Annotated in this window: 11 protein-coding genes and 1 riboswitch; of the genes, 8 read left to right on the forward strand and 3 right to left on the reverse strand. The window is 45.0% G+C overall.

Annotation, left to right across the window (positions count from 1 at the left end; all coding sequences use genetic code 11):
* From FKQ60_RS02505 to FKQ60_RS02530, 6 genes are all read left to right on the forward strand, one after another.
* Nucleotides 1-1,173: maltose/glucose-specific PTS transporter subunit IIC (locus tag FKQ60_RS02505; protein WP_170905977.1), on the forward strand; the 1,173-nt coding region annotated here is incomplete at its 5' end.
* A 251-nt stretch (nucleotides 1,174-1,424) separates the two neighbouring features.
* Nucleotides 1,425-1,522, forward strand: a riboswitch (TPP riboswitch).
* Between the two features lie 105 nt (nucleotides 1,523-1,627).
* Complete coding sequence (gene thiD, locus FKQ60_RS02510) at nucleotides 1,628-2,512, forward strand: bifunctional hydroxymethylpyrimidine kinase/phosphomethylpyrimidine kinase (RefSeq protein WP_004395501.1); 885 nt, start codon at nucleotides 1,628-1,630, stop codon at nucleotides 2,510-2,512.
* A 66-nt stretch (nucleotides 2,513-2,578) separates the two neighbouring features.
* Nucleotides 2,579-4,012, forward strand: coding sequence for a 6-phospho-beta-glucosidase (locus FKQ60_RS02515; protein ID WP_040904390.1), 1,434 nt, complete (start codon nucleotides 2,579-2,581; stop codon nucleotides 4,010-4,012).
* Between the two features lie 145 nt (nucleotides 4,013-4,157).
* Complete coding sequence (locus FKQ60_RS02520) at nucleotides 4,158-5,159, forward strand: LacI family DNA-binding transcriptional regulator (protein WP_115152716.1); 1,002 nt, start codon at nucleotides 4,158-4,160, stop codon at nucleotides 5,157-5,159.
* 171 nt (nucleotides 5,160-5,330) lie between these two features.
* Nucleotides 5,331-5,810 (forward strand): hypothetical protein, encoded by a 480-nt coding sequence (locus tag FKQ60_RS02525; RefSeq protein ID WP_004395503.1) that lies wholly within the window; start codon nucleotides 5,331-5,333, stop codon nucleotides 5,808-5,810.
* 203 nt (nucleotides 5,811-6,013) lie between these two features.
* Entirely contained in the window at nucleotides 6,014-7,822 is a 1,809-nt protein-coding gene (locus FKQ60_RS02530; protein WP_004395504.1) for an alpha-amylase family protein, read from the forward strand.
* Between the two features lie 200 nt (nucleotides 7,823-8,022).
* Here FKQ60_RS02530 and FKQ60_RS02535 read toward each other — a convergent pair whose 3' ends face one another.
* A complete protein-coding gene (locus FKQ60_RS02535) occupies nucleotides 8,023-9,564 on the reverse strand; it encodes a BCCT family transporter (RefSeq protein ID WP_170905978.1) in 1,542 nt (513 codons plus the stop codon).
* Nucleotides 9,551-10,450: a homocysteine S-methyltransferase family protein gene (locus FKQ60_RS02540; protein ID WP_170905979.1), complete on the reverse strand. Its 900-nt coding sequence runs from the start codon at nucleotides 10,448-10,450 to the stop codon at nucleotides 9,551-9,553. Before FKQ60_RS02540 ends, FKQ60_RS02535 begins: the two co-directional genes overlap by 14 nt.
* Before the next feature lie 254 nt (nucleotides 10,451-10,704).
* Here FKQ60_RS02540 and FKQ60_RS02545 point away from each other — a divergent pair, with 254 nt between their 5' ends.
* Complete coding sequence (locus FKQ60_RS02545) at nucleotides 10,705-11,883, forward strand: DUF3103 domain-containing protein (protein ID WP_170905980.1); 1,179 nt, start codon at nucleotides 10,705-10,707, stop codon at nucleotides 11,881-11,883.
* Nucleotides 11,884-12,215: 332 nt separating this feature from the next.
* On the forward strand, nucleotides 12,216-13,484 hold the full coding sequence (locus FKQ60_RS02550; RefSeq protein WP_170905981.1) for a S8 family peptidase: 1,269 nt from the start codon (nucleotides 12,216-12,218) through the stop codon (nucleotides 13,482-13,484).
* 64 nt (nucleotides 13,485-13,548) lie between these two features.
* On the opposite strand, the gene FKQ60_RS02555 is transcribed toward FKQ60_RS02550, so the two are convergent.
* A complete protein-coding gene (locus FKQ60_RS02555; protein WP_004395509.1) occupies nucleotides 13,549-14,484 on the reverse strand; it encodes a hypothetical protein in 936 nt (311 codons plus the stop codon).
* Nucleotides 14,485-14,487: the final 3 nt, after the last annotated feature.

The raw sequence follows: 14,487 nt of genomic DNA on the forward strand, positions 1-14,487 counted from the left end.
AGAAGGTTTCAATTAATTTGTCCATGCTCTTTCCTTGGAGGTATCTGTTCCTTTTGGTCGAATGATCAGATCGGGGAACGAGCAATTAGTTCCTCTGCCAGCTCAGTTTCTTATCCAGAGTTCAGGTTATTAACGGCACAGGGTTTATTTATCGAAGGGCAATCACTGATTGACGCCAATCCAGGTCTGGCCGATTTAGCGAGTATGATCAATACCTTCGCCAACGCCCCTTTTGTTTATTTACCGGTTTTACTGGCTTTTTCCGCGTCACGTAAATTTGGCGGTAATCCTTTCCTTGGCGCAGCTTTGGGTATGCTCATGGTTCACCCTGATCTTCTCAATGGCTGGGGATTTGGTAGCGCTTCATTAACTGGTGATATTCCTACTTGGAATATTTTAGGCTTAGAAATCCAGAAAGTTGGCTATCAGGGCTCAGTATTACCGGTACTCGTCGCGACTTTTATTCTAGCTAAAGTAGAAAACGGGTTAAGAAAAATCATCCCCTCGGTGCTTGATAACCTATTAACGCCCATGCTGGCCATTTTTATCACTGGTTTCCTGACCTTTACTGTCGTCGGTCCTTTAACTCGTGATGTCGGATTCCTATTAGGCGATGGCTTAAACTGGTTGTATGAATCAGCGGGCTTTATCGGCGGCGCACTATTTGGCTTCGTTTATGCTCCATTTGTAATCACAGGTATGCACCATAGCTTTATTGCGATTGAAACTCAGCTTTTGGTAGATATCGCTATCACTGGTGGTACGTTTATTTTCCCTATCGCTGCCATGTCCAATGTGGCGCAAGGTGCTGCTGCCTTAGCCGTAGGATTGACCACCAAAGAGACTAAAATGAAAGGGATAGCGGTCCCCTCTGGCGTCACCGCGTTATTAGGTATTACAGAACCAGCGATGTTCGGGGTTAACTTAAAGCTACGTTATCCGTTTATCGCAGCGATTTGCGGTGCAGCCATCGCCAGTGCATTTATTACTTTATTTACCGTAAAAGCACACGCTTTAGGTGCGGCAGGTTTACCGGGTATTATCTCCATCAGTCCTGATAAAATTGGCTACTACGTGGTCGGCATGGTCATCGCCTTTGTTGCGTCATTTGCCCTCACCTTGTTGCTCGGTATGCGTGAAAAAGCAAAACTAGGTGCTCGTGCTAACGCGTAAGGTATCCCCCTTAACGGCAAAAATTATTAAGTCGCTTTGAACATCGATTACGCGACAAACCATCAACCGTTAATCTTACGCTTTGCCCACTCCTTGAGTGGGCATTTTTATTTATCCCACAGGGACTGATTGGATTGATTGTTATCTTAATGCTTGTTATAAAATCAATCAGTCTATCCAAGTGGCTTAAAATTGTCGCTAAAAGGGGACCTATCCAATAACCCTGTCGCGTTAAGTCGGCAGGATATGCACCACTATAGTCGGGGAGCCTTAAGGCTGAGATCGCATTGCGAGACCCGTTGAACCTGATTCAGTTAGCACTGACGTAGGGAACTATGGCAACCAATGACACAGCCTTCGCATACCACTAGCATCAATGTGTATACGATGATTTAGCTTCGACCATATTGGTCGTCATTGGTCAGTTCCTATACGTCATGTATAGGAGCCTGTCATGACCAACAGCTTGTCTGCTATTTCACCCATCCCAATCGTATTAACCATTGCTGGCTCAGATAGCGGCGGGGGCGCCGGGATCCAAGCCGATATCAAGGCCATTTCCGCCACTGGTAGCTATGCTTGTAGCGCCATTACCGCCATCACCTCACAAAATACCCTTGGAGTAACGGCAATTTTGCCGATTGCCATTGAACACATTGCCAGTCAACTGGATGCGATTTTTAGTGACTTTACCGTGGCCGCGGTAAAAATTGGTATGCTGGCTGATAGCCAGATTATCCATATCGTGGCTGAAAAACTCCGTCACTATCAACCAAAGATTATCGTGTTAGATCCGGTAATGGTCGCCACCAGCGGTGATGCGTTACTTGCCGAACAAGCCGTCAATAACTTAAAACAGCAGTTATTACCATTAGCCACGGTTATTACCCCCAACTTACCCGAAGCCGTGGTATTAACTGGCTGTCCGATGCCAAAACACGACCAGCAACTTGATGAGATCATCACCGCATTACAAGCTTTGCCAAGCCAAGCGGTGCTGCTTAAAGGTGGCCATTTTACTGCATCAGTAAATAGTCACGATTGGCTGATCTGCGGCTCGCAGGTAAGGTGTTTTTCAGGGCGAAGAATCCACACCAGCAATACTCATGGTACAGGTTGTACCCTTTCTGCAGCGCTCGCTTCTTACCTCGCGCAAGGCTTAAGCCTTGAGCAAGCCGTAACGCGAGCAAAGCATTATATCTCGCAAGCCATCTTACATGCTGACCAGTTACAGGTAGGTAAAGGCCATGGGCCTGTGCATCATTTCTATGCGCTTCACGGCAAAGTTCACACCGAACAGAAAAAATTGGAACCGGTTACAGAAACCGGTTCCAATTGAGTAAAAAACGATCTAGACTAGCCACAGGTTAAGCATGTTTCTAATAAGATGATTAAGGGGTAACCTATGACACAGTACAGTTTTCCGAAAGATTTTCTCTGGGGCGGCGCAGTGGCGGCTCACCAAGTAGAAGGTGGCTGGAACAAAGACGGTAAAGGCGTGAGTGTGGTTGATGTGCTGACTAAAGGGGCGCATGAAGTACCGCGAGTAATCACCGATAGCGTAGAATCCGATCAGTTTTATCCTAACCATGAAGCGATTGATTTTTATGGACGTTATAAAGAGGATATCGCGTTATTTGCTGAGATGGGCTTTAAATGCTTTCGCACATCGATTGCTTGGACGCGGATTTTTCCGAACGGCGATGAAGCCACACCTAACGAAGCTGGGCTGCAATTTTATGATGATCTGTTTGATGAGCTATTGAAATACGGCATTGAACCGGTCATCACCCTTTCGCATTTCGAAATGCCGAATCACTTAGTGAAACACTATGGCAGTTGGGCGAATCGCCAAGTGATCGACTTTTTTGTGAAATTTAGCCAGACCGTGATGGAGCGCTATCAGCACAAAGTCAAATACTGGATCACTTTTAATGAAATTAACAATCAGCGTAACTGGAAACTGCCGATTTGGGGATATTGTAACTCAGGGATGATCTACACCGATTACCCAAATCCTGAACAGATGATGTACCAAGTGCTGCACCATCAATTTGTTGCCAGTGCGCAAGTGGTCAAATTAGGCCATCAGATAAACCCTGATTTTAAAATCGGTAGCATGATCCACATCATGCCGCTCTACCCAGCTACTTGTCGTCCAGAAGACGTGTTGCTCGCACAAGAGCTGATGCGCGAAAAGTATCTATTTAGTGACGTTCAAGTACGTGGCTACTACCCAAGTTATTTGATTAAAGAATGGCAACGTAAAAATATCCAAATCGAAATGGCCGCTGGGGATGAGCAAATTTTACGTGAAGGCTGCGCTGATTACCTCGCGATCAGCTACTACATGACCAATATTGTCTCAACCCAGAAAGAGGAAGGACAAACCACCTCCTTGTTTGAAAATAGCCGTCTCAATCCATATCTACCCGCGTCAGATTGGGGCTGGCAAATCGATCCCGACGGTTTACGTGTTGCCTTATCTGAACTGTATGAGCGTTACCAAAAGCCAATTTTTATTGTCGAAAATGGCCTTGGCGCGATTGATGAAGTGCAAGCGGATGGTTCAATTAATGATGATTATCGAATTAACTATCTCAGCGAGCACATCAAAGCGGTGGCGACCGCCATTAACTACGATGGTGTTGAGGTGATGGGTTACACCCCTTGGGGCTGTATTGATTGCGTGTCTTTTACCACCGGTGAATACAAAAAACGTTATGGCTTCATCTATGTCGATAAGCACGATGATGGCACTGGGACCATGGCGCGCTCGAAGAAAAAAAGCTTTTACTGGTACCAGCAAGTGATTGCCAGTAACGGACAAATTATTTAATTGCATCGATACCCAAACCACTTGAAGTTGCCGCTAGGCGGCAAGTAGGAAGGGTATAGAGCTGAGATGAATAACACGCTACACTCACCTGCCCTTTGCACACTCAAGTAACAAAGGGCAGGATCAGTTAGGAGTAATTGTCGTCATGGCCACCATTAATGATGTATGTAAAGCCGCCGGAGTGTCTAAAGCGACGGTGTCACGAGTGCTGAACGGCAATGGCCAAGTTAAAGAGTCTACCCGCCAAGCGGTTCTTGCTACCATGCAACAACTCGGTTATCAACCCAATACCTTAGCGCAAGCGCTGGCCACCAATACCTCGCATGCGATTGGTTTAAGTTTGCCGCATTTTCAAAGCAGCTATTTTGGTAGCATTCTGCATCATGCCGAACAAGGGGCTCAGCAAGCAGGCAAAAAATTGCTGGTAGTCAATGGTAAAAATAGCGCCCAAGGTGAGCGAGAAGCGCTGCAAACATTGGCGAATCAACGCTGCGACACAATTATGATCTATAGCCGTCATTTAAGCGAAACCGAGCTGAGCCAGTGGCAACACGAACACGCCATTCCATTGGTCGTGTTGAATCGACGCTTTTCCACTTCAACATTAGCAAGCTTTGGCTTAGATCAAACTCAATTAGCTACCCTTGCTATGCAGCACTTATTAACCCTTGGCCATCGAGCGATTGCTTGTCTTACTTCACCGCTCAACAGTGAAACTGGGCAACTCCGCTTAGCCGCTTATCAGCAGCAACTCGCGCAATCTGATATTGAACCTAACCCTGATTTAATCGTCGCTGGCGATAATAGTCTTAGCTCGGGCTACCATGCTACCCAGCAGCTACTCACTCGTGGCGTAAACTTTAGTGCGATTTTTGCCTGTAATGATGATATGGCGATTGGCGCCATTCGCGCTTTACATGAGCACGGCCAGCGCGTACCACAAGATATTGCCGTGATTGGTATTGATAACGAACCCGCTGCCGCGTATGCCATTCCAAGTTTATCAACCGTGGCGCTGCCGATCGTCGAGTTAACTCAGGCGGCGACACAATGCGCGGTGATGCTTGCTAATAAGCAGCCAGTGACGTCGTTGCATCATACCTATCTTGGCCAGTTGATCGTGCGTGAGTCGTCACTGTCCGCTTAATTTTCAACGTGAAACGATCACATTGCGCCGATTAAATGATATAACCAAGGCTGCCTTTTGCACTATTGTTGATAAAACGCAAAGCAACACCTTGCAGGTCAGTCAATGATGGTCTTTTCACACTTAACTACCCTCCTAATAGTTAAGTTTTCTCTAAAGTAAGGAATATGTATGTCTGATATCGCAACCAGTATTGATGCCATTCAACCTATGGTTGAATCTTCTTCTGGCTCTATCTGGGGTTATGTGGTCGGTGGGCTAGTTCTTGTCGTGGCCGCTGGTTATTTTGGTTTTAAAAAGATTAACCAACCTGCCTTTGTGATCAAACAAATTCGCAAGCGCAACCGCAAAGAAATGCAAAAACAAGGGATAGAAAGCACCGAAGCGTTAGCCGATTTGGATCATTTGTTGGATGCCGTTCAGCAACACGCTATCGATAATGGCATGAGTGGTACGGCGATGGTTCAGCTGCTGGCACCCCTCAATGATAAAGCCAAAATCAACTCTGCTGCCGGTTTTTATCAGGCCATGGCTTATATTGCCAAAAGCATTAATCAGCCGCAGCTAGTGAAAAGCCTACAAAATAAATCTAAACAAGTGAAATCCAGCTCGCCACTGATGGCCGGACTACTGAAACGCGCTGGGGTTTAATTCTCGATTTCTGTGGCTTGCTATAATCACCAGCAGGCCATAGCAACAACCATTCAGTTCATTCGTATAGCTTAACTTCGTTCACACTTTTTCACTCTCCCTTCGATCTACGCCCTAAATTGCTGAGTAAGGGATGAGTTGCATTATCAAACCATTGTCTACCCTTAAGCGATTTCTTATTGATATCAGTTAGGTTTTAGACGATGCATCCAGAATATTCCTCTTCAAAAATTAGCGTTTATCAAGTATTTACTCGTCTATTTGGTAATACGCAAACCGCCAATATCCCTTGGGGCACAAAAGCGCAAAACGGAGTGGGTAAATTTAATGATTTTACGATGAAAGCCTTGCAAGAAATTGCTCAATTGGGGGCAACGCATATTTGGTATACCGGTGTTCATCATCATGCTCTAGTGGCCGACTATCGCCGGTTTGGCATCAGTGATGATCACCCAAGCGTAGTCAAAGGACGCGCAGGTTCGCCTTACGCGGTGAAAGATTATTACTCAGTCAATCCCGATTTGGCCGATAACCCCGCGCAACGTAACCAAGAGTTTTTGGCCTTAATTCAACGCTCACATCAGGCTGGCTTAAAAGTTATTATTGATATTGTCCCGAACCATGTGGCGCGACACTATCAAGGATTAAACAATCCCCCCGGCGTCGAAGACTTCGGACAAAGTGATAATACTCAACTTGAGTATGCAAGAGACAATAATTTTTATTACCTACCCAATCAGGCGTTTCAAATGCCCGATCTGCCCGACCACTTAGTGCCATTAGGGGGTGAAAATCATCCACTCCTAGCAGAGCCTTATCAAGAATTTCCAGCCAAATGGACCGGCAATGGCTCGCGGCAGGCCAAACCGAATGTAGACGATTGGTATGAAACGGTAAAGATTAATTACGGCGTTACCCCTAGTGGAGAGAAAGACTTCGCCGAACTCCCCGAATCCTATCGCTGGCTTTCTCATCAAGCGCATTTTACTTTTTGGCAGCAGCAGTCGGTGCCAAACTCGTGGCTTAAGTTTCGTGATATTGCCCTCTACTGGCTAGAGCAAGGCGTGGATGGGTTTCGTTATGACATGGCGGAGATGGTACCGATTGAGTTTTGGAGTTTTATGAACTCAGCGATCAAGCACGTTAACCCTAATGCATTTTTAATGGCCGAAGTCTATCAACCTGAGCTTTACCGTGATTATATTCAGTTAGGCAAAATGGATTATTTGTACGATAAAGTCGATTTATACGATGGGTTAAAAGCCATCATGCAGGGCAAAGCATCAACCGCGATCATTGGCAGCATTGAGCATCAAATGCGTGATATTGAACATCATATGTTGCATTTTTTAGAAAATCACGATGAACAACGCATTGCCTCGGCTGAGTTTGCCGGTGATGCTCAACAAGGGCGACCAGCGATGCTGATCTCTACCTGTTTATCCAGTGCGCCGACCCTAATTTATTTTGGTCAAGAGGTGGGAGAGCCAGGAGCGGAACAGGCTGGATTTGGTCAGCCGTCACGCACCTCTATTTTTGACTATATTGGCGTACCTGAGCATCAAAAATGGCTTAATCATGGTCGATTTGATGGTGGGCAGTTAAGTGATAAGCAGCGTCAGATACGTCAATTTTACTGCCAGCTACTCAACTTAGCTAAAAACAGTCCAGCGCTGATGGGCGATTATCACGATTTATACGCCGAGAATTGGCCACATTTTGCAGAGCAACAAGATACGCTGTTTGCCTTTGCTCGCTCTTGTCCTGAGCAAAAATTAATTATAGCGGCTAACTTTAGCGCCACGGAAAGTAAAACCGTACCACTGCATTTACCCCAAGAGCTGATTAAACATTGGCAATTGAGCGAGGGAGAATATGCCTTAATCGATCATCTCAACCAACAACCGCTCACACTGGTGGTAACGGAGCAGCGTAGTTATGTCGAGATAAATTTCAAGCCGCTTTCCACGCATTTTATTGAATTGAAAAGTATGAGTTTGCAAACTCAATAATCAACAATACTATACCCAAACCACTTTGAGTTGCAGATAGGCGGCAAGTGAGTTCATCCCCATGAGCATAGACAGGTTCTATGATTGGGGTGAACGAACATAGCCCCCTTGCAGCTTCAAGTAGGAAGGGTATATTAGCAATCAAGTAGAAACGATACCAGCCAGTATAACTCCTACTCTGGCTGGTATTCTTACGGCGATTACTCCGCTTTACTAAGCACAATCTGGCGCTCGGTTACCGTTTCTGCTTCACTGTGGCTGGGTAAAATGCCTAACGTATGTAAAAAGCCTTTTAACATAATGGCATAGATAAACATCATCGGCAGACCGGCAACCACACACAGTGATTTAATGGTCTCTATGCCGCCGCCTGCTAAAAATACACTGAGACTGATCAAACCAATGGCCGCCGCCCAAAGTAGCTTCACTCGATTATCCGGATCTCCATTCAGTTCAAGTTGATTGGTGGTTAACATCGCCGTAGCGACACTGGCGCTCGACATGGTGGTCAACATTAAGAAAAATTGGATGATTAAAAACAAAGCGAGGATCCAGCCACCGCCGGGTAAAGTTTTGATCAAAGCGACCACAGCGTAGGTTAATCCCCCTTCCACCATCCACGCTTGAACGGGTAAGCCACCTAGCATTTGCGCCCATACTGCATAACCACCGAAAATAGAGATGAAAAATGCGCAGCCTAAAGCGCCCATCGAAAGGGTATAAAGGATCACCTCTTGAATAGTACGACCGCGTGAAATACGGGTGATAAAGAGCCCCATCATGATCAAATAAGCGTAATACCAAAACCAATAGTATTGCGTCCAACCTTCAGCAAAGCCACTTTGCTGAACCGGATCGGTCCACAAAGACATTCTAAAAAAGCTATCTAGCATCACCCCTAATGAATCAGTAAAATTATTAACGATGAAAGCAGGCTGAGTGACCAGCAGAACAAACAGCGCAAACACAATCGCCAAGGTCACTGTCCAGTTTGAAATTTGATTAATGCCTTGATTAAAGCCCACTAACATCACCGCGACTAATGAGCTAACAAACAACGCAATAATAATCCCTTGAAGACCAAGGCTGTTATTGATCGCCAATAAATCGGCAACCCCAGTACTCACCAGCGTCACGGTTAACGCCAATGAGCTAGCAAAAGCAGCCAGCGTGCCAAAAATCGACAACAGATCAATACTTTTGCTGACCAGCGGATGATTGCCGACCACGGATGAACATAAACTCGACACTTTTAAAGTGCGCCTTTTCTGCACATAAAAAGCATAGGCAAAAGGAATCGCGGGGAAACAGTAAATTGCCCAGCCAGTGATCCCCCAATGGAAAATAGAATAGGTCACAGCCCAAGCCGCGGCTGGGTAACTATTCGCCTCGGCAAATAACGGCGGCGATTGTAGGTAATACATCGGCTCACCAATCGCCCAGTAAATCAAGGATGCACCAACACCAGCGGTGAATATCATCCCACCATAAGAAAAATTGCTGTATTCGGTTTTTTCATCACCCAGACGGATTTGGCCATGTTTGGAAAAGGCGAGCCAGAGTAAAAAGCCGACTAACGCCAAACTGGCTAGTTGCACCAACCAGCCAAACCAATGACTGACCCACGCCATCGCTTGTCCGGCCATGGCTTGTGAGTTGGCAGGATAAAGGGCTGAAACGGTCAGTAATACCAAGACCAAAATAATCGCCGGGAAAGCCAAGCCATAGTTAAGATTTTTCAAGCGCCTGCCTCCAATCCTGTAAAGCACGAATATGGGTTGGGGTAATACCGCAGCAGCCACCAATCACGGTTGCGCCTAGTTCATACCACTGCTTGGCAAACTCAACATAATCTTGCGCGCTGAACTCACGCATCGCCTGAACGGTTTGATTAGCCGCATGTTGCGCTTTAATCGGCGCAAAGCTATTGGCATACACCCCGATCTCGATACCGGTTTGATCTCCATTCAACACATTTTTCGCTTGCGAAATAGCATCCGCCATCACTTCAGGTACTGAACAGTTGAATAACATCCCTGCCCCTCCTGCCGCAGCAACTTGCTGAGCCGCATCCGATACCGACTCTCCAGAACGCAGCAGCGCCACATCGCCATCATCTTGCAAAGTAAACGAGTAATAACAAGGCTTACTTGATTGCCCTAAGACCTGTTGAATCATGCTCAACTCTTCTAAGCTAGCAATGGTCTCGGCAATCCAAATATCAACATAAGGCTCTTGAGCCGCATACAGGGTTTGGGTGATCGCTTGTGCTGGCTGCACTTGAAACAGATCGGGGCGATAGCTACCCATTGCTGGCGGAATTGAGCCTGCCACTTGCACGGCATGTGGCGCTTGCTGTGCAACCTCAGCGGCAATGTGCGCCGCTAAACGGGCTAATCTTGCACCATCGCTGCGATACAGTGCTTCGCCTAAATGAAAGGGCACGCAAGCATAACTATTGACGGTAATAATATCGGCACCACTATCAATAAAACTCTGGTGGGCTATACGAACATACTCTGGGGATTCAATCAGCGCTTGGGCACTCCATAGCGGCTGGGAAAACGGCGCGCCAATGCGTTTTAATTCGCGGCCCATGCCGCCATCAAGAAGGGTAAATGTGCTCATGATCTTGTATCCATACTGCTTTATTGGTTCAAGCATTGAAGCATACTGTGAGCAAGATCATAGTGAATAAGCTTCAAATACAACATGAAAAATTTTCAGGTTAGAGATTTGATTTAAATGGACATTTTAGAGCTAAAAGTCTAATGCTTGATCTTCGTTCAATATTTGCTTGGCCAATATGATTGACGGAGTCAATCATTATGTTAAATTCACCGCGAAACCCCCGTTTTATTTGCTGCGATAAAGAGCTTCTTATGATAAAAAAAATAATCCTAATTGCCGGACTAGCCCTTGCCCTACTGGGTTGTAAATCCGAAGATGATAGTGCTTTACGCGCTCAACAGCGCGCTGATGCTATCAGTAATGAAAAACGCGATATCGCCTACTATTTAAGTCAACATTATAATTTATATTCAAACTCACTACAAAGCACACTGAATAATGACTATTTAAGTGTTTCAATTGCCGATTTAGTGAGTGACGGCCAAAACCCAACATTAAGATCTCGTGTTAAACAAGCGGATGAAACGATTCGTACGTTACAAGGTATAGAGGCATTCACCGATGAGTTATTAGAGCTTCGTTTAGCTGACGGTACTATGCTCAAAGATCTACAACAAGGGCAACTGCCATTATTCGCCTTTGAACCCAAAGGTAATGAGCAAACATGGCAGTTTATTGAAGCATTTGATATCTATGGTAATACCCACCAACTGGATGTCTATCAGTTACCAAGTTTTCCTGTATTTGTTGTAGACAATAACAGCGCAAAATCGCTACAGGCAGGCTTACAAGCTATGCGTCAGGAATTGCAAAAATTGGGGCAACAGCCTATCAATCAATCTGACGATCTCCTGTCTACATCTCAAGCACGTAACCTCAATGTGTCGAATAAATCCGAAAGCCAACCACTTTCAACCACGGTATTGAAGAAAATTCGTCTTGAAGATGACAAAGAGCCTTGGATTTTAGGTAAAGCTGAGATTTATGCTCTCGTTACAGGCGTTGATCCTAGTCGTGATAAACCGACGATTGATGTGGTTGATATGCCTTATTTAGATTATGACAAGATCGATTACTATCCTAACCAAGTGATGATCCATTGGTCGCGCTATCGTTGGGGAGCGGTTGATATTGTATTAATGGAGCAAGACAGTGGTACCGACTACAAAGAGCTAGCCAAACTGTTAGTTGAAGCGGCAGAAAAAGTCCTACAGTCAATTCCTGATCTAGAAGCTCAAGGATATTCAGTGATTGCTAATATCACTGGTAAAATTATCGATGCTATCCCGAGCGGCCTGCTGACTAACGATGATGACTTTGTTGATGTTTTCTATACCATTCAACAAGACAAGCCTTACATCGACCATCCAGGAACAACCAATAACGCACTGGTCACGTTAGAGCCTTTAACCATTTACCCCACTCGTTAATCTCAGTATTTCGTTTCCCTAAAACCGAAAGCTTTGCTTTCGGTTTTTTGCTGCCATTTCATAGATATTTATGCGATTTATAATGGATAAATAATCATTACAAATCGCCATGCCGTAAATCAATAAGACCAAAAAACGTACAGTTTTATTTACTTAATAATCTATCAATATCATAAAATTAACCAACCATTAACAATATGGTAAATAAAAACAAACACATTTACCTGCCTAATAATAGCTTTATTAATAAACGGTAAAACTGGCGAATGACTGCCATTGTTATGATCCTTGATGGGTGGTATTCGCCACTAACATTTTACAAGGATAAAAAAATGTTTAAGAAAAATGTCAAACGTACAGTACTGGCTGGATTATTATTGCCAACATCAATCTCACTGGCAGTTGCATCTCAGCTCAAGGATCAAGAAGTACCGAGTTTTACCCCCTCTGTTGCTGTTGAAAATCATCAAACAGAACAACGCTATTTTGTTACCTACGTGCCTGGGGCAACCAGCGGGCCTATGCGGATGAGTCAAAACGGCTTAACGGAAACTGACTTCTCACTGCAAAAAGCCGCTGATATATTAAGCACAGAGCAAGTAACCGTAATCAATCACCTCGAGTCATTACATACTTCTGTGGTTGAAATGACGCCAAGTCAAGCTAAGCAATTGCTCGATAATCCTGATGTGGCGATGATCGAAGTTGATCCAATACGTTACTTATTCGATGCAGAGATTGAACCTTACGCACAGCAAACGCCATACGGAATCCGTATGGTACAAGCCGATCAACTCTCTGACGTCTATGCAGCTAATCGTAAAGTTTGCGTCATCGACTCGGGGTATCTTCGCAACCATATTGATCTACCGAGCGCTGGAGTCACAGGCAGCACTTTCTCTGGCCATGGCTCATGGTTCACTGATGGTAATGGTCATGGAACTCATGTCGCGGGAACGATTGTCGCTCTGGATAATAATGTGGGGGTCGTCGGGGTCTTACCGTCTGGCTTAGTCGGCCTACACAACGTAAAAATTTTTAACGATTCCGGTGTCTGGACTCGTGCTTCGGACTTGATTCAAGCTATCCAATCTTGTCAAAGCGCAGGCAGTCATGTGGTGAATATGAGTTTGGGTGGTAGCCAAGGCAGCGTAACCGAACAAAACGCAATGCGTAACTTTTACCAACAAGGGATGCTCTTAGTTGCTGCAGCAGGTAATGATGGAAGTGGCCGTTTTTCCTACCCAGCTTCCTATGACGCGGTAATCTCAGTAGCAGCGGTTAACTCAAATGGCAATCGAGCTAACTTTTCACAGGCCAATTCACAAGTTGAACTCTCGGCACCAGGAGTTGGGGTACTATCAACTGGTAATAATGGCGGCTATTTAAGTTATAGTGGTACTTCTATGGCATCACCTCACGTTGCGGGTGTCGCAGCGCTGGTTTGGAGCCACTTCCCACAATGTCGACCAGAGCGAATCCGTCAATCCTTGAATCAGACTGCTTTAGATCGAGGGGCTGCGGGTAGAGATAATCTCTACGGTTGGGGGATTGTTCAAGCGAGAGCCGCCTATAACTGGCTGTCTCGTAATGGCTGTTAATCTCTAATATTAATAAAACAAACAGGGTACTGAGTACCCTGTTTGTTATTTTCCAGAGACAAATCTAACCGTCTAAATTAATTTGTTTGATCAATTCTTCTTGTACACGGTCTGCTTCAGATAAGGGAATTTGACACGTTCCAGCAGCATGATGACCGCCGCCACCGTATTTGAGCATTAACGCACCAACATTGGTTTTGGAACTACGATCAAAAATCGATTTACCAGTAGCAAAAACAATATTCTGCTGTTGAAAACCCCACATTTTGTGAATCGAAATATTACAGTGAGGAAAGAGCGCATAAATAATGAACCGATTACCAGCGTAAATCACCTCTTCATTGGTTAAATCCAATAAAACAAGATTGCGATAGACTTTTCCACAACGTTGAATCTGTTCTTTAAATTTGACTTCATGCTCGCGATAAAGCTCTACCCGCTCCTGAACATCAGGCAGAGCCAAAATTTGCTCAATACTTTGGGTACGACAATTCTCAATCAAATTCATCATTAAGTTATAGTTGGATACTCGAAACTCTTTGAATCGGCCGAGCCCAGTGCGAGCATCCATCAAGAAATTTAATAAGTTCCAACTTTGAGAATCGAGCACTTCATCGCGAGTAAATTGAGCCGAATCGCCTTTATCAACCGCCGCCATCATCTCTATCCATCGTTCTGGAAATACGGACTTCCCCCCATAATGATCCCATACTACACGCGCGGCAGAAGGTGCATTCGGGTCAATAACATGATTAGGTCGAGCGCCTTGATTACGAATGGTTTCTGATAAATGATGGTCAAACACCATATGCGCTTCTTTAACATAAGGTAAATTGGTAACAATATCGTGTTCGGTAATCTCTATCAGTCCATCTTGCATATCTTTCGGGTGTACAAACTTAATCTCATCAATCAACTCAAGCTGTTTGAGCAATACAGCGCACACCAAACCATCAAAGTCACTTCTCGTGACTAAACGGAATTTTTGTTGTTGTGACATGGC

This window comes from Vibrio sp. A11 (genome assembly GCF_013048705.1).
GTDB classification, from domain to species: domain Bacteria; phylum Pseudomonadota; class Gammaproteobacteria; order Enterobacterales; family Vibrionaceae; genus Vibrio; species Vibrio metschnikovii.